Genomic DNA, 22,785 nt, shown 5'->3' on the forward strand with positions numbered 1-22,785 from the left:
AGGAAGAAGAACCCCAAAAAGCCTCCAACCAACTGTTAAAGCTGGTGGAGGCTTTTTGCTGTTATTGCCGGGAAATCCCCAACAGACGGGCCAAATAGTCATTTACGAACAGTCCTTGTGGATCGAGCTGGGCTCGTAAATCCAGAAAATCCTGTAATCGCGGATAAACCTGGTGCAATCTTTCCGTAGTCATGTTGTGCATTTTTCCCCAGTGAGCCCGCCCTTCATAGCGAGCGAAAATCTCCTCCATGCGGGCGAAATAGGCTTGATAGGGCATTCCTTTGTACATATGAACCGCGATAAAGGCGCTTTCTCGTTCATAAGCGGGACTGAGCCAGATGTCGTCTTTGTTTACGTATCGGCATTCAAGCGGGAAATGAACGGCAAATTGCTCATGCTCAATCGCCTGGTGCAGCTCTTCGATGATGTCTTTCATATGGGCAGCAGGGACTGAGTACTCCATTTCATAAAAGCGAACCAAGCGCGGGGTAGCAAAAAGCTGATGACTATAGCCGCTTTCTGTGACTGAAGGGACGCTTTGGGCAGATAATCGGCTAATACGCCTGGAGAGGGAAGGCATCAGGCGACAGCTCTCCGAGAGGCACCAGAAAAGACCGTTTTCAATGACCATCGTCTTCCAATAGGTCCATCGGTGATTTCCACTCGGAGGCTCATTCGTCTCGTCCATGAATTTCACTTGCACAGTAGGAGAGTAAGGGAAGGTGAAAAATTCAAAGTGACGATGCTCGGCTTTGAAGGTATCGAGAGAAGAAAGACAAACGTCTAGCGGCATACGGTAGCTTTGATAACGCAATCGGTACGCAGGGAGGACTCGCAGCTTGACCCGTACGATGATTCCGAGTAGTCCCAGTGAGACGCGCATCGCTTTGAAAAGCTCCAGCTGCAGTTCCTCGCTGCATTCCACAACCTCACCGGCTGCGCTAACGACTGTTATGGAGACCACCTGCGTAGAGATGCTGCCGAACTGGATTCCGGTGCCGTGTGTGCCTGTGCTGATTGCCCCAGCGATGGATTGCGAGTTGATATCGCCCAAGTTTTCCTGCGAATAGCCCTGCTGATGCAGCAGTTCGCCAAGTGCCTTCAGCTTGGTGCCCGCCCATACCTCAATCGTATGCTCGGTGGAATCAACATGATGAAGACCTTGGAGAAGATCGAGAGACAGCAGGCAATCATCTGTCTGGACTAAAGGAGAAAAAGAATGGCCGGAACCGACAACACGGATACGCGTATTCGTCTTGCGGCACTGATCGACGACAGAGATCACGTCTTCCAGACTTTTAGGCATGACAAACTGCTGTGGATGGCTGGAAACATTTCCTGTCCAATTCGTCCAGCGTCGTGTTCCTTTTTTTACAGTGAGCATAGTCCATCCCCCCGATAGGTGGTTGCTTCCTCGACAATTTTTCCTCCAGAAACACAATAAAAGCGTGCAAAACGCTCACAAAGCTCTCCTGCTTTTGCATGGCGAAAAAAGATGGGGTCGCCCAGATCTAGTGTTTCCGTGCCGCGATAAAAAAGCGGTGTTTGTACCTCGCCAGCTCCTTCATTGGTGAGGAGACGCGCTTCCTTGGGGAGATAAGGCTTGGGTAAGCGATCTTTCCCGGCAGAGCCTGAAGCGATATAACCGCCACCAGCGCAGGTGTAAATGTGAGGTGTCGGCTTGCGGACGATTTCCAGTGCGAAACTGGCAGCAGGCTGAAAGCGAAAGTCCTGGTAATAGTCGAACAGAGCCGGTGAGTAAAAACCAGAGCCTGCCGTCACCTCAGTAACCGCGTCCTCCTTGCCTGTCAGATGCAGGCTGCCCGTGCCCCCGCCATTCACAAAACGGGGACGTACTCCCAACTCGTGAATGGCGTGAACGATGACAGCACGTCGCTCAGCAATTTGCCGCACGGATTGCTGCTTGAGTATCCGAATCACGGTATTTTTCAAAAACTGACGGGGATAGCGATCACCCACCCCGGCGATTTGCGCTTCGTATCCCATGATTCCGTCCAGATATAAATAATCGGAGGAGGAGACATGACGAGCGACAGTAAGTGCCGCGTCCAAGGAACGAATCGATGATCGCCACACGCCAAAATGAAAGCCGAGCCAGTCTGAGGACATATCCATATCCAGGCAAACGGGAATTCTGACTTGCTCCCTGCGCGCAATTCGTTCCAGATGCTGTACATGTTCCGGAGAATCGATCATCAGTGTGATGGTGCGGCCGCTCGCTATTTCCGAAGCAAGCGCAACAATCCAGCTCTCTTCCCAGATCGGATAGCCCATCAGCAGGTCATCGAGGCCTGCAGCGCACAGATGCAGTGCCTCCGGGGCAGAGTAGCACATAATCCCGGAAAAGCTATCGTCCAATTGCAAAAGTCGCTTGAGGATAGACACGCTACGCAGTGATTTGCTCGCAATCCGAATCTTTTTTTCATTGCTTTGCAGTACGATTTGCGCAGCATTTTCCTCAAGAAGATCGAGATCCACGAAGGCAAACGGTTTTGGAATACCAGCAAAAACAGACTGATAATAACGATAATCCCGCATGTACACGCCTCATCCTTTTTGTATGTGATGGCGAGCAAAAATATTTTTGTAAAATTGTATTTATTCAATCTTTTATTTTTGTTTCCTGCCGGGAAGATGCGAGCGATCTATGCCTCAAATCCGAATGTTCGGGAATATTGTTCGGATTTTGCTTGTTTCACTTGTTTTCAGAAACGAACTTATGCCCGTTTAGCTCCATAAACCGAACGAAAACCAATCTGTTTATTGACCTGATTCAGTTTGTGCGCTACAATATTTTTTGTTGCGTGATACTTAACTGGTTGATGAATTCTACGATTCGTATATCCTCAGAAATATGGTTTGAGGGTCTCTACAGGGAACCGTAAATTCCCGGCTACGAATGGGGTTTGTTTATTGACATACCCTATTCGTTGGCCGGGAATTTTTGCATGCGCAAGGGGGAAACTGACCATGAAAAAGTATGATGTGATTGTTGTTGGGGCAGGTCCAGCTGGGATTTTTACCTGCTATGAGGTAACGCGAAAGGCACCGGAGGCCAAGGTGCTGCTCATTGACAAAGGGCACGATATTTACAGTCGTCGTTGTCCAATTTTGGAAGAGAAGATCAAGCTCTGTCCACCTGCCGCAGGGAAAAAGGACTTCGCAGGCTGTCTGCCGGCCTGTTCGATCACCAGTGGATTTGGGGGAGCAGGCGCATATAGCGATGGAAAGTTTAATGTTACGACTGAGTTTGGCGGATGGATGACCGATTATTTGAGCCCATCCACTGTTCTCAATCTGATTCAATATGTAGATGAGATCAATTTGGCGCATGGTGCCACAGAGTCGATCACAGACCCGACGACCGAGACGATCAAAACCATTGAGCAGCGCGGATATGCAGCAGGACTAAAATTGCTGCGTGCACAGGTGCGTCACCTGGGAACAGAGCAGAACCTGGAAATTTTACAATCCATTTTTGAGTATTTGAAAGAGCGGATCGACATGATGTTCAAGACAGAAGTAGAGGACATTTTGACGGTTAAAGAAGAGACGGGTCATAAAGTGACAGGGATTGTGCTGAAGAACGGGGAAGAGCTCCACAGTGAGCATGTCGTAATTGGACCAGGGCGTGACGGCTCTGCATGGCTGACGACTATTTTGAAAAAGCGTCGCCTGAAGATGTACAACAACCAGGTAGATGTCGGTGTTCGTGTAGAAACGTCCGATGTGGTCATGCGTGAGATCAATGAACACTTGTACGAAGGAAAATTTATATACAATACTTCGGTAGGGACACGGGTGCGCACATTTTGCAGCAATCCGTCCGGCCACGTCGTGGTAGAGAATCATAGCGGTGTCATGGCAGCAAACGGTCACTCCTACAAGGACCCGGCACTCGGTTCGCCGAACACCAACTTCGCACTCTTGGTTTCCCATACGTTTACGGAGCCTTTCGACAAACCGAATGAATACGCCAGAGAAATTTGCAAGCGGGCAAATGATTTGTCCAATGGAGGCGTCATTGTACAAAAATACGGTGATATTCTCCGTGGACGCCGTTCTACCGTATCCCGCATCAAGGAAGGCTTCCTGGAGCCGACATTAAAGGAAGCGGTACCTGGAGACCTCGGCCTTGTGCTTCCGTACAATACGATGAAAAGCTTGATCGAAATGGTCGAAGCCCTGGACAAGGTCACACCAGGGATTGCCTCTGAACACACCCTGTTTTACGGGGTAGAAGCCAAGTTTTACTCTGCACGTCCGAAGCTGACAGAAGAATTCGAGACAGAAATCAAAGGCTTGTTCTGTGGTGGAGACGGCGCCGGAATTACAAGAGGATTGGCCCAAGCAGGCGCAGCTGGCGTTTGGATGGCGAGAAATGTAGTCAAGCGTTTGGGCTAGAATGAAAGACATGAAATAGAGAAGAAGGCTTTTTCTCGGGGCAAGCTCATTCCGGGAAAAAGCCTTTTTTAACGTTGGAAATCTTCAGCTAAAACGCGGTCGCTCCTCCTCGGGGAAGCCCTCGATAGAGGTTCTCATATGTGTAAATGCCTTCAAACCGAATTCAAATTTTCATTCATCTTCTTCAGTACCCGATTAAAAACTGCCAATTCCTCTTCATCCAAATCGCGAAGAGCCACCGCTTCCAGCTCACTAGCCGCTTGCAGCCATTCCGGGAAGCGCTCAATCGCTTGAGGAGACAGCGAAACGTAGCGCTCGCGCTTGTCATCGCCTTCTGCACGAATAATCCAGCCCATCTCTTCCAAACGAGTCAGCGTCCGTGTAATTGTTGGCGCTTCGACATTCAAATAGTTGCTAAGCTGTACCTGCGTGAGTGCACTGCGATAGTGAAGGCACAGAATAATGCCCCATTGTGAGCTATACAGACCCATCGGGGACATAATTCCATTCAAGGTTTTACTGAAAACTCTAGCCGTTTGACTAATCTTGTGTCCGTAATGATGCATCAATATCATACCTCCAAGGGGAGTTGGCTCGATATATGATAGACTTGGTTGCTTAAGTAAATATGTACAAATATCATACTAACAGCTTGAAGTATATAAGTAAATGTTTATTCGATTATGGCTAGGCTGTATTTTTTTACAATCGAAAAGGTTCCTGCGATGTACGGAGCTTGTCCGCAAGATCTCAAAAAAGCTGATACCTTTCGGATGAAGGCATCAGCTTTTTTGAGGCATTACGTTCCCGGTTAATCGGCTGACATAATACCGAGCGGCCCTTTTTCATCCATGATTGGCTCCAGATCATAGACAGAGATGGGGAACATGGGGAAGCCGACATAATACGGTGTAATTTCGTAAAGCTGAAAATAGATGACCAATGCTTTGTCTGCGAGATAAAAATCCTGGTCAGGCTTGATGGAAGTAAAGCCATTCAAGGTAGGGATGTTCCGTTGCTTGATTTGCTGCTGGATGTTATCGGAAATGACCCTGACGTAATCACTTCCGGGCTTGAACAGGTCACGCAGCGTGTACAGCTTGCCTGTCTGGATATCTGCCGTGATCGAGCCCATAAACGTCATGCCGTGGGCCATTTGGGGAGTGTAGGCATAGTTGGTCAACGTCACGCTGAAGATGCCTCGTTCGTTGCTTTTGATCTCGTAGCTTCCTTGCATCTGTGTGTTGCCGGGTACTTGCACTCTTTGTTGCTCATGCATCAGGCCGTGCACCGTTTGGACAATGGCCCTGTTGATATCTTTTTCTGCCTGTTGATTGGCGAGACCCGCAAGCTGTGGATAATAAATGGTAGTATTTGGACGATTGATTGTCCGGGTGACCACGGTGGCTGGCAATTGATTGAGCTCCACTTGGTTAGTTCCTTTCTTTCCTAAATGGAAAACAGTCTTGTTGTATCAGCCTATTCCAAATTATTTTTGCTGTTCTTATTTTTTTCACATATTTGGTAATATAGTTCGATTTATAATGGAAAAGATGCCGATAAATATAAGAAACGGAATAAAGGAGGGCGATTATGGTTCAATTGGTACGCAATACGTTAACAAATAAAGAAGGCTTTATGATTTTTATCTTATGGAATCATCTTTGGATGGCGGGACTTATTACCTATTCAACTGGCGTGGAATATTGGAAGCTGACATCAGTGGGACTACTAATTACCTTGATCGTGTCACCGCTTTACTTCATTCGTAAAAACAGTCATGTGATTCGTTATTTAGTGGCTGTAGGCTTCATGTATTATGCGATAATCTTTGATCATTTTACGACCTATGAAGAAGTACCTTTTCTTGCATTCATCGTAATCGGTTTTTTAGCAGCGTATTTGGATTGGAAGCTGGTCGTATTTACCGGGGTTGTCCAAATCATTTTGTCGGTCGTTGGATTTTATACAGGTACATATGAGATTTTCAGCGGTGACTTTAATGAAGTGAATATGGCTCTGCGCATTGCCGCGATCCTGATGATGATGGGGGCAATGACCTATCTCTGTCTGGCAGGACAAGCGTCGCTGAAGAAAGCGAATGCGGCTCGTCAGGAAGCGGAGGAGAAAGAAAAGCGTCTGGAAGAAATGCTGGGACAAATTCAATTAATGACAGAGCAACTGGATCGTACGTCCGAGCATGTTCATGAGCATGCAGAAGGTACGAAACGCAATACGGATGAGATGATGATCGCCTTCAAGGAAGTAGCTACAGGCATGGAATCACAAGCAAACTCTACCGTGAAGATCGAAGAAGAGGTGCAGTTGATTGATTCCGAGATCGTAGCGGTAACCAATCAGGCGAATGCGATGAAGAGCGAGTCCGATCACAATAATCGTCGTCTGACTGACAGCGTGACGATGATGAATGATTTGTCTTTGCAAATGGAGCAAATCGTACAGTCGGTAAATGTAGCGGCTTCGACCATCCATCAACTCAATCGTCAGGCAAATCGCGTAGAGGAAATTGTTGGCGCTATTAATCAAATTGCGACGCAAACCAATCTCTTGGCGTTGAATGCAGCAATCGAATCGGCGCGTGCAGGCGAGCATGGACGTGGTTTTGCAGTCGTTGCAGACGAGGTGCGCAAGCTGGCAGAGCAAAGCGCCACCGCTACACAGGAAATTACCGAGATTTTAAAAATGCTCCATCAGGAAAGTGAAAATGCCGTGCAGCAAATTAGCAGCGGAGAAGCGTCCGTTGCCAAAGGACAAGAGCTGGCAGTGAAAACAGTGGCTTCGATTGAAAAGGTGCGGACAGGAATGGTCGCTTTCCTGGAGGCGGCAGATCAAGTGCGCTCCAGTATGGACCGGGTAAAAATGCGCTCTGGTGAAGTGGCAGTAGAGATGTCAACCATTACGGCTGTAACGGAGCAGTCGGTTGCCAATCTGGAGGAGCTTTTTGCGACGGCAGAGAACCAGCATCAAAAGCTGAGTGAAATTACGGAAGAGCTGGGCGAGCTAAATACACTGTCTCATCGTTTGCAGCAAACGTTTCACTAAGACAAATAACCACAGTTTGGAAATCAAAAAACAATTGCATTTTTGAGTCGTTCTGCTAGAATAATCATCATTATAACTTGATAGATTCACCTACCTTATCTAGAGAGGCGGAGGGACTGGCCCGATGAAGCCCGGCAACCACTGTACGTGTACAGTAAGGTGCCAATTCCTGCAAAACCTGACCGGGGTTTTGACAGATGAGGAAGAGGACGGCCTCGGACGCAAACTCTTCCTCAGGGAAGAGTTTTTTTTCTGTGAAAATGTCTCGACGTTTTTCATGAAAACGAGGGGGAATTTGCGAACAATAAAATGAATTCGAAGTGAAATATTCGTTATTGCTATTGGAATTTACGTCCAAAAGACGTACATTACGTATTGATATAGAGAAAAACGATCGAAATGGACAAATAGGAGAAGGGGACGACACCATGAAAAAGTTGTTATTGGCTTTGACCACATTTGCGGTATTGGCAGCAGGCTGCTCGGCAGGCGGAAATGCACCTGCAGATAAAACAGAAGGACAAGCAACAGGACAAGAGGGCGCAGCGAAAAAGCGCATTGCATTGATCCTGCCAGAAAAAATCGGGGTAAACCCATTCTTCCAACAAATGGATGAGGGCGCGAAAAAAGCTGGACAAGAGTTCGGTGCAGAAGTGAAGAGCATCGAGTCTACTGACCACGGCGCGATTGAAGAAAATCTGCGTGTAGCTGTAGCAGAAAATTATGATTTGATTATCACTTCTTCTTTTGAAGCAGAGGATGCACTGAAAAAAGTAGCGGCAGAAAACCCTGATCAGAGCTTCGCGATTATTGATACAGTAGTAGATTTGCCAAACGTTCGCAGTGTAACATTCCGCGAGCAAGAAGCAGCATACCTGATGGGTGCCGCAGCTGGCCTTGCTACCAAGACAAACAAAGTTGGTATGGTCGTAGCGATGGATATTCCACTGTTGAAAAAATGGACTGGCGGTTTCCAGGAAGGCATGAAAGCAACAAATCCAAACGCAGAATTCCTCGTGAACTACGTAGGTAGCTTCTCTGACCCGGCAAAAGCAAAAGAAATGGCGCTCCTGCAAGCTTCCAAAGGCGCTGACTTCATTAATGGAGCGGCAGCAGTAGGCGATCTGGGTGTTTTCGAAGCGGCAAAGGAAAAAGGCTTCTATACAGCAGGCCAAGACGTTGACCGTACGACAATCGACCCTGAGCACATCGTACTGTCGCAGCTGAAAGGCACAGATGCAGCAGCGTATGAAACAGTGAAGGCATTCGTTGAAGGCTCCCTGAAGCCAGGCGTAGTAACGTATGGCTTGAAAGAAAAAGGTGTGGGCGTTACTTATGTAACTCATGAGAGCCAAACCCCACTGAATGCGTTTATCGGTCAGGAAGTTATCGACAAAGTAAAAGCGATCAACGATGAGATTGTAGCTGGAACTCGCAAAGTTCCAGACACGTTCTAAGAGAATACACACAGTGCATTGATGTGACCGACTACAGCTGTGTAGTCGGTCACGATTGTGTTCGAGGAAGCTTTGGAGCGGCAGCACAGAAAAAGGAGGAGTGGGGATGGCCTATCGTTTGGAAATGAGGGACATGACCAAGAAATACGGAGATTTTATTGCCAACGACAAGGTGTCGTTCTCACTGGCTGCTGGTGAAGTACACGCAATTGTTGGTGAAAACGGAGCAGGGAAAACAACGTTAATGCGGATGCTGTATGGTATGGAGCAGCCAACATCAGGAGATATCGTGCTGGGCGACAAAAAAGTGACGTTCCGCGGACCGGAGGATGCCATTCGCAGTGGTATCGGAATGGTTCATCAGCACTTTATGCTGTTTGGCGAGTTCACTGCAGCTGAAAACATTGTGATTGGCTATGAACCGAAGCAGACGGGCTTTTTCAAAAGAAAAGAAGCGGTGGAAAAGGTTCGTGCGCTGAGCGAGCAATATCGCATTCCGATTGATGCACAGGCACAGGTCTCTAGCTGTTCGATTGGTGAACAACAGCGGGTAGAGATTCTGAAGGTTCTGTATCAGGGAGCGGACATCATCGTATTGGATGAACCTACCGCTGTTTTGACACCACTGGAGGTTCGCGAGCTGCTGCAAACGATCCGCAATTTGGCGCAGAGCGGGAAAAGTGTCATTTTGATCACGCACAAGCTCCAGGAAGTGATGGAGGTAGCAGATCGCATCACCGTACTGCGAGGCGGCAAGGTAACGGGAACGGTCTCTCGTGAGGAAACGAATGTAGATGATCTGGCACGGCTCATGGTCGGACGGGAATTGCAGGAGCTGAGTGAACGCGTGTCTCTGGATCGAGGTCCACTGCTGCAGGTAGAAAATTTGACGGTTCGGGACAAGCAAACCTTGCTCGATCACGTTACTTTTACTGTTCATCATGGGGAAATTGTCGGAATTGCAGGTGTTTCCGGAAATGGCCAGTCCGAGCTGCTGCAAGCATTGAGTGGTCTGCGGACAGCGCAGGAAGGCAGCCTACGTCTTGGAGGCAAGGATGTGACAAATCAGCCGGTCGCTACTATTCGCGATGCTGGATTGGCCCATATCCCGGAAGACCGCTATATGTGGGGAACGGCCAAGCTCGAGAGTGTAGAGGAAAATGCATTGATGGGCTATCAGCGAAAGCCCGAATACTATCGCCGCGGAATCGTAAAGCGTGAAGCTTTTCGGCAGGTGGTTCGTGGTTGGGTCGAGCGATTTGCCATTAAAACAGGGTCCAGACAACTACAGGAGCTCGCGGGGAATCTCTCCGGCGGAAACCTGCAAAAATTGATCGTGGCTCGCGAGCTGGGGCAGGAAACGCCATTTCTAATCGCAGCAGAACCAACGAGGGGCGTCGACATCGGTGCGATGGAGTACATCCATCAAGCCTTGATTGAAAAACGCAACCAGGGGGATGGGATTTTGCTCGTCTCCTCTGAGCTGTCCGAGATTCTCGCCCTATCTGACCGAATTTTGGTGATGTACAAAGGGAAAATTGCTGGTGAGCTAGCGCGTTCGGAAGCAACAGAAGAAAAAATCAGCGTGTTGATGGCAGGAGGAAGCGTTCATGGCAGCAGTCAAAGAGCTAGGTAAGTCGCTGGTTCAGCCTTTGCTGGCAGTATTGATCGGCCTGTTGACCGGGGCGCTCGTTATCGCTGCAGTGGGTGAATCCATTGTAGGTACCTACCAGGAGATGTGGAAAGGGGCTTTTGGCAGCTTCTACTTCTTCACGTCAACCTTGGCAAGGGCCACACCAATTATGTTAATTGCGCTAGGTCTTTCACTGGCTTTTCGCGCGGGAGTGTTTAACCTCGGGGCAGAAGGCCAGATGGTGCTGGGAGCGATCAGTGCCACACTGGTTGCCATCTATTTGCCGGCACCAGGGATGATCAAGCTGGTAGCAGCTATTCTTACGGGAATGGCAGTAGGCGGGCTGTGGGCGCTGATCCCGGGCATTATGGAAGCGAGATTTCGCATTCCGCTTCTCATTTCCACACTTTTGTTCAACTATATCGCGGTATTGTTTGCGAGCTATCTCGTGACAGAACCATTTCGTGACCGGACTGGCTCTGCTGCTTTGTCACAGACAGTGATGCTGGAGAAAAGTGTTTGGCTGCCCAAGCTGTTTGCGGGCATGAGTGTACATGCAGGCTTTCTCTTTGCGATCATTGCTGCACTCGTACTGTTTTGGGTCATTCGTTTTACGCCATTTGGCTATGAAGTGAAAATGCTCGGTCAAAACCCACTGTTTGCCCAGTACGGCGGAATTAATCGCATCAAGGTTATGCTGACAGGCATGTTTGCAAGTGGTGGCTTGGCAGGCTTGGCAGGAACGGTTGAAGTCTTTGGCGCCCATTATCGCTTTGTCGACGGTGCCCTAACGGTTCCCAATTTTGCCTGGACGGGCTTGATGGCTACCTTGCTCGCCAACTCCAATCCAATTGGAATTATCATTACCTCGATTTTGCTTGCTGCTTTCCAGACAGGAGCAATGGGTGTAGAACGCAATACAGACGTACCATTGGAGCTGGCTAGTGTGATTCAGGCTGTGCTCATTCTGTTCATCTCGGCAAAATTCAGCTACGACTGGTGGAAAAAGCGGAAGACAAAAGGGGGAGAATCGCATGGAGCTGCTTGATTGGACCCTCGTCAGTTCTACCATTCGGATGGTAACGCCGATTTTGCTTGCTGCCTTGGGCGGGGCGCTATGCGCGCGTGTAGGTGTTTTTAATGTAGGCTTGGAAGGGCTGGTGCTCGTTGGTGCTTTCTCGGCGATCGTGGGCAACCATTTTACCGGGAATCTCTTCCTCGCCATCTTGATTGCGGCACTTGCCAGTATTCTCTTCTCGCTTTTATTTGCGTATATGACGATCCGGATGAAGGCAAATGAAATTGTTGTCGGTGTGGCGATTAACTTTCTGGCGCTTGGTCTGACGACGTTTGCCTTGCGTGCGATCTTTGGTGTAAAAGGAGCTTTTTATGACAAGGACATGGCTGGATTGCCACGCCTGGACATTCCGGTGATCAAGGATATTCCTGTCCTGGGCGACATTTTGTCAGGACATTCGCCGCTAGTGTATGTGGCGTTTATCGCTGCGATATTGCTTTATATTTTCTTCTATCGTACTGTGACAGGCTTTCGTGTACTTGCCGTGGGGCTTAACCCGGTAGCAGCGCGTAGCCTGGGCTTGAAAGTAACAAGCTTGCAGGTACTGGCAATCGTGATGTGTGGAGCCTTGTGCGGTGTAGCAGGCGCACAGCTTTCTCTCGGACAGGTAACCATGTTTACAGAAGGTATGACGGCTGGACGTGGCTTCATTGCGCTCGTTGCTATGATGATGGGTCAATCTCATCCACTGGGAATACTCGCGTCCAGCTTCCTGTTTGGTTTGATGGATGCTCTCAGCATAAGGCTTCAAGGCTTTTCGTTGCCGACCCAAATTACTTCGATGCTGCCTTATGTGCTGACCATTTTGGCTATGTTCTTCCTGAAGGATAAAGGTCAGGGCAGCAGCAACAATCAGCAAAGCACCCGCTAATTCGCAAGCGAAAACGAACAGCCAAGATAGGGGGAAATGCGATATGAACAAGGCAGATCGAATTAAAAAAATGAAGATTCCTGCTGTCGACCCGGCACTTGCCAAAAGATTGCCGCCAGGACAGATTTTAACCGAGCGGTTTCCCATTTTGCACGAGGGAGACGTGCCGGTTTACGACATGAAGACGTGGACACTGCGTGTTTTCGGGGAAGTGGACAAGGAAGTCACACTCACGTATGAGCAGATCATGGACATGCCACAGGTGACAGTGACGAGAGACATCCATTGCGTTACGCGCTGGTCACGCTTTGACAATGCATTTACGGGAGTGCGTTTCCGCGATTTTCTGCACGCCATCGGGGTAACCCCGCAAGCCTCCTACGTCATGCTGCATGGTGACAACGACTATACAGCAAATGTGCCACTGGCTGATCTGGAGCGAGATGATGTGCTCTTGGCGCATTCCTTTGACGGGGAGCCTCTGACAGACAAGCATGGTTGGCCACTCAGACTGGTTGTACCCCATCTTTACTTTTGGAAAAGTGTAAAGTGGCTGCGAGGCATCGAGTTTATGACGGAAAATAAACCCGGCTTCTGGGAGCAAAACGGCTTTCACCTGATCGCAGACCCGTTCCGGGAAGAACGGTTCTCTGGTGAAGCATTGCCTATCCCTGAGGATGAATGGGAGAAAAAGGAGTTTGATTAAGATGTTGACGAACCTAAAGGTAGATCCAGCAGAATTGCCAAAGCGTGTGATTGTATGCGGTGATCCAAAACGTGCGGCACTGATTTCCTCCAAGCTGGAAAATCAGCGGCAAATCGGGGAAAATCGTGAGTACCACAGCTATGCAGGAACCTGGAAGGGCGTAGAAGTGGCTGTCGTAAGTCACGGCGTAGGCTCGCCAGGCGCTGCTGTTTGCTTCGAGGAGCTGGCAAAAGGCGGTGTAGAGTACATTATTCGTGTAGGAACAGCAGGATCGTATCAACGCGAGATCGAGCCAGGCAGTCTCGTGATCAGCTCTGCGGCTGTACGTCAGGATGGGCTGACCAGTCAGCTCGTACCGGCAGGCTTCCCGGCTGTTGCCAACCGTCGCGTCGCTGATGCCCTTGTCCAGGCGGCCAAAGCCGATGCTTCTGGCTTGAGTGTAGCCGAGGGGATTACCCTGACACTTGATGTTTTCTACAGCGGCGTAGTGGAATTCCCGCACAAGCTGTATCAAAAAGCAGGCGTGCTGGCAGTGGAAATGGAAAACTCCGCTCTGTTTGTCATCGCTGCCTTGCGCGGAATGAAAACAGGCTCCATTCTGGCAATCGACGGCTACGCTGACGCAGATCTGTTGGAGTCGTACAATCCGCATACTGATGCCATGGCAAAAGCGATCGAAGCAGAAGCGCTGATTGCACTGGATGCAGTGGTAGCTGTTACCGAGTAAAATAATATGCCCAGGACTACAGTGGTCCTGGGCTCTTTTTGTACTATCGGAAAGTATAAGAATTCTAAGGAAGATAGTATAAGCGCAACTAAGGCCCTGCCTGCGCCAAAAGGCTTGGCAAAGCCAAGTTTTCTAATGTTACTCCTCGTTGAACCGATCCAGCATGGAAATAGTATCAATCAGGTGGTTGTTAAAAATTTGTCGAGCCACGCTTAAAAGCTCAATAATCATGGGATCGCGCAAGGAGTAAGTGACTTTGTTCCCATCCTTCGTACCATAAACGATGTTGTTGTTGCGCAATACGGCGAGCTGCTGTGATACCGCAGAGCCTTCGCTGCCGATAAGGGTTTGTAGCTCATTCACATTTTTGTCCCCTTCGGCAAGCAATTCCAATATGCGAATGCGCAGGGGGTGTCCTAATGCCTTGAAAAAATTGGCCTTAAATTGCTGTAGCTCCAAATTCAATGCGATAGTTCCTCCGATCTGTTCGTATCGTCATTCAGGTCGTTTTCTGGACAAAGGTCTCCTGCTGAGAACTGGATAAGGTGGAGCATTCCCGAAAAGCAAAATGCTTGCACCCCAAGCATTTGTCCAGATCCAATTTGCTCAGTGCATAATTAATGGCATCACCGGTGTGGGCAAAAAAGTGTGATTCGCCCACTAATGAATCTAGCTCGGTGCGCTGCAAGATTTCCTTTGGCTGGGGCTGAATTCCCGAGATAAGTACCGTTGTGCCTTGATTGATACATTGTCGTACTACTTTGGCCAAATTCGCTTCGCCGGTCATATCCATAAAAGGGACATGCCCCATTCGGAGCAGCAAAACGCTGGGGCGCTTCTGAAGGGTACTCATCAGCGAGCGTTCAAACACGTCTGCATCACCAAAAAAGAGAGGACCTTCAATCGTAAACATACTGATTTGTGGGCAATCATGGCTCGCCGTAACCATGTGTGACGCGACCTTTTCATGCTTGGAAGAGGGGTCTGGCAGCACTTTTTCTACCTGCAGGCTATCGCGCATTCGTTTGACGAACAACAAGACTGCCAAAACCAGACCAACCTCAACAGCCGTTGTCAAATTCGTGAAAACAGTTAAGAGGAACGTGATCAAAAGTACGATTGAATCACTGGTTTTTGCTTTGAGAATGTGCATAAATTCCTTGCGTTCGCTCATATTCCAGGCGACCAGCATCAATATGGGAGCCATGCTGGCCAAAGGAATGCTAGAGGCATAGGGAGCGAGTACAATCAGGATGAGCAGCACGACCAGGCCATGTATGATTCCCGACATGGGGGAAACAGCACCACTTCTGATGTTGGTAGCGGTTCTCGCAATCGCTCCTGTAGCCGGGATACCACCGAACAACGGGGCTGCCATATTCGCAATGCCTTGCCCGATCAACTCCCGGTTGCTGTTGTGCTGGCTGCGAGTCATCCCATCGGCTACGACCGCGGATAACAAAGACTCTATCGCTCCTAGTATAGCAATGATTAGGGCTGGACTCAGTAAATTTTGCAATCGTTCCCATGTGATTTCGGGAAAATGAAAGCTGGGCAATGTGCTGGGGATCGCGCCAAATGTTGAGCCAATGGTGGCTACCTTTCCGTCTAAAAAGAGTACAGCCACGATACTTGTGATCACAAGGGCAACGAGAGAGCCCGGAATGCTTCGGAGATATCGCGGCGTAATGAAAATAATGGCAAGGCTAAGGCAAGCAATGCCAACGCTGTATATGTTGAGTGTAACGAAATGGATGAAGATCTCCTTCATATTGGAAAGAAAGTCTTCATGTCTTTGCACGCCCTGAAGCCCGAGAAAATTGGAAATCTGTCCGGTAAAAATGATGACGGCAATTCCCGCAGTAAATCCAATCGTGACAGGGCGGGGAATAAATTTGATCAAGCCGCCAAGCCGTAGGACCCCCATGAGGACAAGCAGAATACCTGCCATAAATCCTGCGATGAGCAGGTTTTCATACCCGTACTGCATGACGATGGCAAACAAAATCGGAATAAAGGCACCAGTAGGTCCGCCAATCTGATAGCGGGAGCCGCCAAGCAAGGAAATCAAGGTACCTGCAATAATCGTGGTGTAAATGCCATATTCCGGCTTCACTCCCGAAGCAATGGCAAAGGCCATCCCCAAAGGAATCGCAATAATACCTACGATAAATCCGGAAATACAATCCTTCCTGAACGCTTCCTGATTGTAGCCCTCAAATCTTCCGCCCCACTTCATCTTTGCAACCCTTCTTATCTTCGAATATTTGATTATTTGAATATAGATTGAATGATACATCCATTCCTCGATTTCCGTCAATTCCACGCTTACACGATCTTTGCCCTTTTTTAACAATCGCTTTATGTTCTCTTAACGCTTCTACAGTACCATTCTAATTAACAAGTGAAAAAATCCCTCGGTTGGAGCCATGGAGAAACCCCCGACAGCCTTTCCAAGTACTTTCCTCGAAAGTTCTTTGGCATTGTCATGTCGTTGGGTTTTTTGCTATGGACAAAAAGGAGGCGAATGCGAATGAATCAGGCAGAATTCCGAGCCAGGCTGGCACAGATAAAGCTTATCGCTTCCGTAAAGGAGGCGAAGTATCTGGAAAAAGCCGCTGAAGCCAATTTGAGCGCAGCCGTGCTTTCCATCGGCAACATTGGCGTCATTAAAGGCTATGTGGACTTTTTCAAAAGTAGAGAAATTCCCGTTTTTCTCCACCTCGAGCGAATTGGTGGTATCAGCTATGACCGGGAAGGGATTGCTTTTCTCGCGCATTACGTGAAGCCAGATGGCATCGTAACCACACGCAATACACTCGTTAAGCTGGCGAAAAAGCAAGGCCTGTTAACCATTCAGCGCTTGTTTTTGGTGGACAGTGACTCGCTGAAGTCAGGACTTCTATCTATACAGGATACGCAGCCAGATGCAGTCGAGCTGATGCCTGCATTATTGCCAGAGTATATCGAAGAATTCAGAAGCATGATTGATACTCCCATTATCGCCGGAGGCTTACTTCGCAAGCGGGAACAGATGGAAGTAGTACTACAGCATGGAGCGACCGCAGTATCGGTCGGGAGTCCCTCATTGTGGAAGGAGAGTTTCATACATGATTACAGCGTTGTTATTTGATCTGGATGGTACCTTGCTGGACAGCCGTGATGCCGTAATTGATGCCGTTGCCTTTACAGCTAACGAATACGCCCCCGGGCATTTCAGCAGAGAAGAGCTGTTGGCGCGGTTTGGTGAGTCCTTTGACGATTTTCTTGCAGCGGTTGCAGCGGCAGCAGGTCTTCCTGACAAAAGCGAAGTGCTGCAAAAATACTACGCCTTTGTGCGCCAGAACCATGACGATCATGTTCGCCCCTTTCCGTTCATTCAGGAAGGCTTGAAAAAGCTCAAAGAAGCGGGGTATGCACTGGCGATCGTTACGAACAAGCAGCGTGAATTTGCAGTCGCCGGATTGGAAATGGCCGAGATTGACCATTTGTTTGATGTGATTGTGTCTGTAGATGATGTGTCCAGAGGAAAGCCATCTGCTGAGCCAGTACAAAAGGCATTGGCAGAGATGAATAAGCAGCCGGGCGAAGCCATGATGATCGGAGACAGCCGCTATGATGTGCTGTCTGCTGTAGGTGCCGGGGTACAGGCAGTAGTGCTGGAGTGGTACGGCAAGGAAGAATGGTCTTACGCGAAGCCCGATTTTACTTACCCTGACTTCGAAGCGTTTGTCACAGAAATGATAGCTGTAAAAACAGAGGGAGGGAGATAAAAAGATGGCACGAGTGATGCTTACACAGGTATCGAAAACGTTTCAGAGCCAGAATGTGGTTAAAGGCTTGGACCTGGTCATTCCCGATGGTTCCTTCACTGTTCTGGTTGGGCCTTCTGGTTGTGGAAAATCGACCACGCTACGCATGATCGCAGGTCTGGAGACGGTATCGGGTGGGGAAATCCAGATCGGTGATCAAACCGTAAATCAACTGCCGCCAGGTAAGCGGGACATCGCCATGGTTTTTCAAAATTACGCACTCTACCCGACGATGAACGTTTACGACAATATCGCTTACGGACTCAGGAATCGGGGAGTATCCAAAAAAGAGTGTCAGGTATTGGTGGAAGAAATAGCGGAAATCGTTGGCTTGTCTTCTTATTTGAAAAGAAAGCCGTCACAGCTCTCAGGCGGTCAACGGCAGCGCGTTGCACTCGCCCGGGCTATGGTAAAAAAGCCAAAGGTGTTTCTGATGGATGAGCCATTGTCCAATCTGGACGCCAAGCTGAGAAATCAGATGCGTGTAGAGTTGACCAGTCTACATAAACAGCTGGGTAGCACCTTTATCTATGTGACACATGATCAGGTAGAAGCCATGACAATGGGAGATCAGATCGTCGTCATGAGCGATGGCAACATCATGCAGGTGGCTGCCCCGATGGATTTGTACCAGGAGCCAGATAATCTCTTCGTCGCTCAATTTATTGGTTCGCCAGCGATGAATATTGTTCCGGCAGAAACCAAAAGCGAGCATTTGTGGGGATTCCGCCCGGAAAAAGCCGTATTGCTGCCGGCGACAGTCTCACCGGTTTCACATGACGATATGTGGATAGCGAGAGGCCAAATCGTCTCACGGGAAATACTTGGCTCAGACACACTGTTCCATGTGGAGACAGAAAAAGGAAGAATCATTGCCAAGGCGGATACCGAGGTTTCCGGACAGATTGGCGCGTCTGTAACCGTAACCGTCGCTTGGCCACACATGTATGTTTTTGACCGGGTAAGCGGCAAGCGTGTAGGGCGTCTGAACGGAAGAGAGCATGTGTCGACTCTTGCGGGAGGGGTTAGCTGATGCGAAAAGCGGCAACCGCCTACGAGCTGCCGGGTGCGAGCCAAGTGAAAGCAGAAGTGCGCAAGGTGCCTCTGGCTTGGCTAGAACTCGCATCGCGCCTCCGCCCATATCTGTACCTGGCACCCGCCATGATTTGTTTCATTCTGTTCTTTTTTTACCCGATTGGGTCCATTATCTATTTGAGCTTTCAGGACTGGTCGCTGATCAATCTGGAAGAAATGGAGTGGGTAGGCCTTCAAAACTACAGCGATCTGATTGTGGACACAGATTTCCGCCAGGTGCTGGGGAACACAGCGATATTTACCGTTGCGACTGTTGGACTCGGCTTGACGATCTCCTTTTTGCTCGCGTTGTGGCTGAATCGCAAGGCGAGAGTGTACGGCATTATTCAGGCGACAGTATTCAGCCCGCATATCATCTCGCTTGTTTCCGTCTCTATGCTGTGGATGTGGCTCATGGACCCGCAATTTGGTCTTCTGAACGCCGTTCTGGAAGCTGTTGGGCTTCCCGGTTATACCTGGCTGACCGACCCGAAAAGCTCGCTATTGTCACTCATCATCGTCAGCATTTGGAAAGGTGTCGGGTACAATACGTTGATTTTCATTGCAGGGCTGCAAAGCATTCCCGGTGATATATACGAAGCGGCGGCACTTGATCGCTCACCGTGGTGGCGGACGCTGACTCGCATCACTGTACCGATGCTGTCTCCGACGATATTTTTTCTGCTCATTATCAATACGATCTCATCGTTTCAGGCCTTTGACACCATTGCCATCATGACACAGGGTGGACCGATTAACAGTACGAACATGCTCGTCTTTTACATTTACCAGCAAGGGATGGATTTCTATAACGGCGGGCTCGCCTCTGCTGCCTCCGTCATCCTATTGATTCTGGTAGGCATTCTGACGGCTGTGCATTTCCTGGTGATGTCCAAACGTGTTCACTATCGTTGATGACGAGAAGAGAGAAAGGAGGAGCAGCATGAAACGAGTGAGTGAAGTTTCACTCAAAACAGTAGAGTGGATCGGGCTTTTGGTAGTGGCCATCCTGTTTGTATTTCCGTTTTTGTGGATGGCATCGACAGCCTTCAAAACAATGTCAGAGGTCAGGCAGTTTCCCCCGACTCTGTTGCCTGAGACGTGGGAGTGGAGCAATTTTGCCCATGCATGGGAGTCAGGTCCGTTCCTTACCTACACGTGGAACAGCATATTGGTTGCGGTCGGTATTTTGCTGCTGCAATTTTTGACCGCGGTGCCAGCTGCCTACGCCTTTGCGCGCTACAAGTTTCCCGGGCGGAATCTGTTGTTCGGACTGGTTCTGATCGTGCTCATGATTCCCGGACAAGTGATCTTTTTGCCCATCTATGTTCAATTGAGCGGTTGGGGACTGGTGAATACGCTATGGTCGCTCATCCTGCCTTACGCGGCCAGTGCCTTTGGAATTTTCTTGCTTCGTCAGGCGTTCATGCAGGTACCTGACGAAGTTATCGAAGCGGCGCGCCTGGACAATGCCTCGGAGTGGAAAATCATGTGGACTATCATGGTGCCGATGGCAAAGCCGGTGCTGGTTACATTCGGATTATTCAGCTTTATCTATCACTGGAACGATTACTTCTGGCCGCTTATCATGACTAACAGCGACGAAGTGCGAACATTGCCTATCGGGATCTCCAGCCTGCATATGTCAGACGGGGGAACCTTGTGGAACGTCATGATGGCGGGGAACATGATCCTGATTCTGCCGATTCTCGTGATTTTCTTTGTAGCCCAGCGCCATATCATCAAAGCGTTTGTCTACCAATCCAAATAAACCATACCTTGTGGGAGGAAACCAAATCATGAAATCTATGAAAAAGACAGGAACCATTCTATGTGCGCTCGCTCTCAGCTTGTCAGGAGTGCTTGCAGGCTGCGGATCGACAGGGAAAGAACAATCGGCTAGTACAGGCACTGGCAGCACGTCTCAACCGGCGGCGACAACTGCCAGCAGCGGTCCCGTTGAGATTGACTTCTGGTATGCACTCGGCGGCGTTCGCGGCAAAACAATCGAAGATATGGTCAAAAAGTTCAATGACACTCATAAGGATATTATCGTAAAGCCTGCTTATCAGGGAGCTTATCAGGAAAACCACTCCAAAGTCTTGGCATCCGTCGCAGCAGGAAACAATCCGGATGTAACGATGGTGGAGATCGCCTCCATCGCGGCATTCGCTGATGCGAAGGTACTGGAAGACCTGACTCCTTATTCGCAAGGTGATGAAAAGAAATATATTCCCGGCCTGATGAAAAACTCTTACTGGAAAGACAAGTTGTACGCAGTGCCTTTTAACCGCTCTACTCCGCTTCTGTACATCAACCGCGACATGCTGAAGGAAGCTGGTCTTGATCCAAACGGACCGAAATCATGGGATGAGCTGGTCAGCTTTTCGCAAAAGCTGAGCAAAAAAGAAGGGGATAAAATTACCCGGTACGGATTCTCCACGCCTGTTGATATCTGGTTCTACGAAGCGCTTGTATTCCAAGGCGGCGGCAGCATCCTGAGCGAGGATGGCAAAGAGCTGACGATCAACAACGAAGCGGGTAAGGCTCCACTGGAACTGTGGTCCAAAATGGTGAAGGAAGGCATTATGAAAAACCCTCCAGGCGAAAACTACAATGCATGGGATGTAGCAGAACAAGACTTCCTGAACCAAAAGGTAGGCATGATTTTCACCTCCACAGGTTCCTTGACGGAATTGAAGAAAAATGCCAAATTTGACATGGGCGCAGCTTTCCTGCCAGCAAACAAAACCTTTGGTACGCCAACAGGCGGAGCCAATCTCGTGATGCTTGCCAAGTCCTCTGATGCAGAGAAAAAAGCGGCGTGGGAATTCATGAAATGGATGACCGATACAGAGCAAACCGTTCCTTGGTCTATCGCTTCCGGTTACATGCCTGTGACGACAGCAGCAGTAGACTCAGCTGAAATGAAAGCCTTCTATGAAAAAGAACCAAACTTCAAAGTAGCAGTTGAGCAGTTGCAATACGGCTATCCTCGTCCAATGGCTCCTGGCTACAAAGAGCTTCAGGATGTCATTCAAAAAGAACTGCAACGTGCGATGCTCGGTCAAGCTAGCGTAGATGAGGCGTTGCAAACAGCTACGGACAAAGGCAGCAAGCTACTGAAAAAATAAGCGTATCGTAAGCAAGAGGAGAGATGGCCAGATGAATATTTGTATGGCACACCGCGGTTGGTCAGGAAAAGCACCGGAAAACACACTCGCAGCGATTCGACTTGCACTATCTGAGCCAGGTATTTCTGCGATGGAGATTGATGTACAGCTTTCACGTGACGGTGTTCCTGTGCTGATTCATGACTTTACACTGGAGCGCACAACGACTGGCAGCGGGCTGGTTATGAATCACACGCTGGAGGAGCTGCGTGCGCTGGATGCCGGGAGCTGGTTTGGAGAGGAATTTTCAGATGAGCGGATTCCCACTCTGGAAGAAGCGTTGCTTGCGGTAAAAGGTCGCCTCACCTTAAACATCGAATTGAAGGCTACGAGTGACATGTATCCCGGAATTGCTGAAAAGGTGCTGGAGCTTTTAGAAAAGCACGACATGAAACAAGAGGTGTACATTACCTCGTTTGATCACGATTTGATTCGTCAGGTGAGACAGCTGGATCAAGAGGTTGTCACCGGATTGATTGTACTCGGCCGTCCTGTCTTGATGCTGGAACAGATGGAAGAAGCGGGGGCTACGATTCTCTCCATGGGTTATCCGTATTTGACTCGTGAGCTGGCTCTTGCGGCGATGGACAAAGGATACAAGGTTGTTGCTTGGACGCTGGATGACCCACGTGATATACGCACTGTGATGTCATGGCATGCAGACATGCAGATTTGCACCAATCATCCAGACCGGATGCTTGCATTGATCTAAAGAATGAGGAAGGAAAAGCCGTCGGGAAGAGCAACCCGGCGGCTTTCCCATTTT

21 protein-coding genes and 2 riboswitches are annotated in these 22,785 nt (G+C 49.1%); of the genes, 15 read left to right on the plus strand and 6 right to left on the minus strand.

Features of this window, described 5'->3' with window-relative positions:
- Nucleotides 1-61: 61 nt before the first annotated feature.
- Complete coding sequence (locus ADS79_RS23405; protein ID WP_049740751.1) at nt 62-1,384, minus strand: D-arabinono-1,4-lactone oxidase; 1,323 nt, start codon at nt 1,382-1,384, stop codon at nt 62-64.
- The gene (locus ADS79_RS23410) at nt 1,372-2,559 is read right to left on the minus strand and encodes an amino acid deaminase/aldolase (protein WP_049740752.1); all 1,188 of its coding nucleotides are present in this window, start codon (nt 2,557-2,559) and stop codon (nt 1,372-1,374) included. The genes ADS79_RS23405 and ADS79_RS23410 overlap by 13 nt, the downstream gene beginning before the upstream one ends.
- Nucleotides 2,560-2,837: 278 nt before the next feature.
- A riboswitch (purine riboswitch) is annotated at nt 2,838-2,937 on the plus strand.
- Nucleotides 2,938-2,991: 54 nt separating this feature from the next.
- Between ADS79_RS23410 and ADS79_RS23415 the strand changes: the two genes are divergently transcribed.
- A complete protein-coding gene (locus ADS79_RS23415) occupies nt 2,992-4,425 on the plus strand; it encodes an NAD(P)/FAD-dependent oxidoreductase (RefSeq protein ID WP_049740753.1) in 1,434 nt (477 codons plus the stop codon).
- A gap of 152 nt (nt 4,426-4,577) precedes the next feature.
- On the opposite strand, the gene ADS79_RS23420 is transcribed toward ADS79_RS23415, so the two are convergent.
- Together ADS79_RS23420 and ADS79_RS23425 are read right to left on the minus strand one after the other, a co-directional pair.
- The gene (locus tag ADS79_RS23420) at nt 4,578-4,991 is read right to left on the minus strand and encodes a MarR family winged helix-turn-helix transcriptional regulator (RefSeq protein ID WP_049740754.1); all 414 of its coding nucleotides are present in this window, start codon (nt 4,989-4,991) and stop codon (nt 4,578-4,580) included.
- A 245-nt stretch (nt 4,992-5,236) separates the two neighbouring features.
- Nucleotides 5,237-5,854, minus strand: coding sequence for a DUF3298 and DUF4163 domain-containing protein (locus ADS79_RS23425; protein ID WP_049740755.1), 618 nt, complete (start codon nt 5,852-5,854; stop codon nt 5,237-5,239).
- Between the two features lie 164 nt (nt 5,855-6,018).
- On the opposite strand from ADS79_RS23425, the gene ADS79_RS23430 reads away from it, so the two are divergent.
- From ADS79_RS23430 to ADS79_RS23465, 7 genes are all read left to right on the plus strand, one after another.
- The gene (locus tag ADS79_RS23430) at nt 6,019-7,488 is read left to right on the plus strand and encodes a methyl-accepting chemotaxis protein (RefSeq protein WP_049740756.1); all 1,470 of its coding nucleotides are present in this window, start codon (nt 6,019-6,021) and stop codon (nt 7,486-7,488) included.
- A 92-nt stretch (nt 7,489-7,580) separates the two neighbouring features.
- Nucleotides 7,581-7,692, plus strand: a riboswitch (SAM riboswitch).
- 224 nt (nt 7,693-7,916) lie between these two features.
- Nucleotides 7,917-8,945: a BMP family protein gene (locus ADS79_RS23440; RefSeq protein WP_049740758.1), complete on the plus strand. Its 1,029-nt coding sequence runs from the start codon at nt 7,917-7,919 to the stop codon at nt 8,943-8,945.
- A 106-nt stretch (nt 8,946-9,051) separates the two neighbouring features.
- Nucleotides 9,052-10,581, plus strand: coding sequence for an ABC transporter ATP-binding protein (locus tag ADS79_RS23445; RefSeq protein ID WP_049740759.1), 1,530 nt, complete (start codon nt 9,052-9,054; stop codon nt 10,579-10,581).
- Nucleotides 10,556-11,626: an ABC transporter permease gene (locus ADS79_RS23450; protein WP_049740760.1), complete on the plus strand. Its 1,071-nt coding sequence runs from the start codon at nt 10,556-10,558 to the stop codon at nt 11,624-11,626. The genes ADS79_RS23445 and ADS79_RS23450 overlap by 26 nt, the downstream gene beginning before the upstream one ends.
- Nucleotides 11,613-12,527 (plus strand): ABC transporter permease, encoded by a 915-nt coding sequence (locus tag ADS79_RS23455; RefSeq protein ID WP_049740761.1) that lies wholly within the window; start codon nt 11,613-11,615, stop codon nt 12,525-12,527. The genes ADS79_RS23450 and ADS79_RS23455 overlap by 14 nt, the downstream gene beginning before the upstream one ends.
- A gap of 43 nt (nt 12,528-12,570) precedes the next feature.
- Entirely contained in the window at nt 12,571-13,233 is a 663-nt protein-coding gene (locus ADS79_RS23460; RefSeq protein WP_049740762.1) for a sulfite oxidase-like oxidoreductase, read from the plus strand.
- Nucleotide 13,234: 1 nt separating this feature from the next.
- The gene (locus tag ADS79_RS23465; RefSeq protein ID WP_049740763.1) at nt 13,235-13,960 is read left to right on the plus strand and encodes a nucleoside phosphorylase; all 726 of its coding nucleotides are present in this window, start codon (nt 13,235-13,237) and stop codon (nt 13,958-13,960) included.
- Nucleotides 13,961-14,098: 138 nt separating this feature from the next.
- Here the strand turns inward: ADS79_RS23465 and ADS79_RS23470 are convergent, their stop codons facing one another.
- Nucleotides 14,099-14,425, minus strand: coding sequence for an ArsR/SmtB family transcription factor (locus tag ADS79_RS23470; protein ID WP_049740764.1), 327 nt, complete (start codon nt 14,423-14,425; stop codon nt 14,099-14,101).
- Nucleotides 14,426-14,459: 34 nt separating this feature from the next.
- The gene (locus ADS79_RS23475; RefSeq protein WP_049741122.1) at nt 14,460-16,199 is read right to left on the minus strand and encodes a SulP family inorganic anion transporter; all 1,740 of its coding nucleotides are present in this window, start codon (nt 16,197-16,199) and stop codon (nt 14,460-14,462) included.
- 294 nt (nt 16,200-16,493) lie between these two features.
- Here ADS79_RS23475 and ADS79_RS23480 point away from each other — a divergent pair, with 294 nt between their 5' ends.
- The 7 genes from ADS79_RS23480 to ADS79_RS23510 are packed head-to-tail and all read left to right on the plus strand — an operon-like array spanning nt 16,494 to nt 22,731.
- Complete coding sequence (locus tag ADS79_RS23480) at nt 16,494-17,093, plus strand: glycerol-3-phosphate responsive antiterminator (protein ID WP_049740765.1); 600 nt, start codon at nt 16,494-16,496, stop codon at nt 17,091-17,093.
- Nucleotides 17,071-17,733: an HAD family hydrolase gene (locus tag ADS79_RS23485; protein WP_049740766.1), complete on the plus strand. Its 663-nt coding sequence runs from the start codon at nt 17,071-17,073 to the stop codon at nt 17,731-17,733. The genes ADS79_RS23480 and ADS79_RS23485 overlap by 23 nt, the downstream gene beginning before the upstream one ends.
- Before the next feature lie 4 nt (nt 17,734-17,737).
- A complete protein-coding gene (locus tag ADS79_RS23490; RefSeq protein WP_049740767.1) occupies nt 17,738-18,805 on the plus strand; it encodes an ABC transporter ATP-binding protein in 1,068 nt (355 codons plus the stop codon).
- The gene (locus ADS79_RS23495; protein ID WP_049740768.1) at nt 18,805-19,761 is read left to right on the plus strand and encodes a carbohydrate ABC transporter permease; all 957 of its coding nucleotides are present in this window, start codon (nt 18,805-18,807) and stop codon (nt 19,759-19,761) included. The genes ADS79_RS23490 and ADS79_RS23495 overlap by 1 nt, the downstream gene beginning before the upstream one ends.
- Nucleotides 19,762-19,789: 28 nt before the next feature.
- The gene (locus ADS79_RS23500) at nt 19,790-20,617 is read left to right on the plus strand and encodes a carbohydrate ABC transporter permease (protein ID WP_049740769.1); all 828 of its coding nucleotides are present in this window, start codon (nt 19,790-19,792) and stop codon (nt 20,615-20,617) included.
- A 28-nt stretch (nt 20,618-20,645) separates the two neighbouring features.
- On the plus strand, nt 20,646-21,980 hold the full coding sequence (locus ADS79_RS23505) for an ABC transporter substrate-binding protein (RefSeq protein WP_049740770.1): 1,335 nt from the start codon (nt 20,646-20,648) through the stop codon (nt 21,978-21,980).
- Nucleotides 21,981-22,011: 31 nt separating this feature from the next.
- Nucleotides 22,012-22,731 (plus strand): glycerophosphodiester phosphodiesterase, encoded by a 720-nt coding sequence (locus ADS79_RS23510; protein WP_049740771.1) that lies wholly within the window; start codon nt 22,012-22,014, stop codon nt 22,729-22,731.
- Nucleotides 22,732-22,785: the final 54 nt, after the last annotated feature.

It is taken from the genome of Brevibacillus reuszeri (assembly GCF_001187725.1).
Taxonomy (GTDB): domain Bacteria; phylum Bacillota; class Bacilli; order Brevibacillales; family Brevibacillaceae; genus Brevibacillus; species Brevibacillus reuszeri.

Bases quoted from the DNA above. Each gene is read 5' to 3' on its own strand.
- ADS79_RS23455 (WP_049740761.1), top strand. From the start codon at position 11,613: ATGGAGCTGCTTGATTGGACCCTCGTCAGTTCTACCATTCGGATGGTA.
- ADS79_RS23410 (WP_049740752.1), bottom strand. From the start codon at position 2,559: ATGCGGGATTATCGTTATTATCAGTCTGTTTTTGCTGGTATTCCAAAA.
- ADS79_RS23510 (WP_049740771.1), top strand. From the start codon at position 22,012: ATGAATATTTGTATGGCACACCGCGGTTGGTCAGGAAAAGCACCGGAA.
- ADS79_RS23430 (WP_049740756.1), top strand. From the start codon at position 6,019: ATGGTTCAATTGGTACGCAATACGTTAACAAATAAAGAAGGCTTTATG.
- ADS79_RS23485 (WP_049740766.1), top strand. From the start codon at position 17,071: ATGATTACAGCGTTGTTATTTGATCTGGATGGTACCTTGCTGGACAGC.
- ADS79_RS23490 (WP_049740767.1), top strand. From the start codon at position 17,738: ATGGCACGAGTGATGCTTACACAGGTATCGAAAACGTTTCAGAGCCAG.
- ADS79_RS23465 (WP_049740763.1), top strand. From the start codon at position 13,235: ATGTTGACGAACCTAAAGGTAGATCCAGCAGAATTGCCAAAGCGTGTG.
- ADS79_RS23505 (WP_049740770.1), top strand. From the start codon at position 20,646: ATGAAATCTATGAAAAAGACAGGAACCATTCTATGTGCGCTCGCTCTC.
- ADS79_RS23460 (WP_049740762.1), top strand. From the start codon at position 12,571: ATGAACAAGGCAGATCGAATTAAAAAAATGAAGATTCCTGCTGTCGAC.
- ADS79_RS23495 (WP_049740768.1), top strand. From the start codon at position 18,805: ATGCGAAAAGCGGCAACCGCCTACGAGCTGCCGGGTGCGAGCCAAGTG.
- ADS79_RS23415 (WP_049740753.1), top strand. From the start codon at position 2,992: ATGAAAAAGTATGATGTGATTGTTGTTGGGGCAGGTCCAGCTGGGATT.
- ADS79_RS23450 (WP_049740760.1), top strand. From the start codon at position 10,556: ATGGCAGCAGTCAAAGAGCTAGGTAAGTCGCTGGTTCAGCCTTTGCTG.
- ADS79_RS23405 (WP_049740751.1), bottom strand. From the start codon at position 1,384: ATGCTCACTGTAAAAAAAGGAACACGACGCTGGACGAATTGGACAGGA.
- ADS79_RS23445 (WP_049740759.1), top strand. From the start codon at position 9,052: ATGGCCTATCGTTTGGAAATGAGGGACATGACCAAGAAATACGGAGAT.
- ADS79_RS23420 (WP_049740754.1), bottom strand. From the start codon at position 4,991: ATGCATCATTACGGACACAAGATTAGTCAAACGGCTAGAGTTTTCAGT.
- ADS79_RS23500 (WP_049740769.1), top strand. From the start codon at position 19,790: ATGAAACGAGTGAGTGAAGTTTCACTCAAAACAGTAGAGTGGATCGGG.
- ADS79_RS23440 (WP_049740758.1), top strand. From the start codon at position 7,917: ATGAAAAAGTTGTTATTGGCTTTGACCACATTTGCGGTATTGGCAGCA.
- ADS79_RS23475 (WP_049741122.1), bottom strand. From the start codon at position 16,199: ATGAAGTGGGGCGGAAGATTTGAGGGCTACAATCAGGAAGCGTTCAGG.
- ADS79_RS23480 (WP_049740765.1), top strand. From the start codon at position 16,494: ATGAATCAGGCAGAATTCCGAGCCAGGCTGGCACAGATAAAGCTTATC.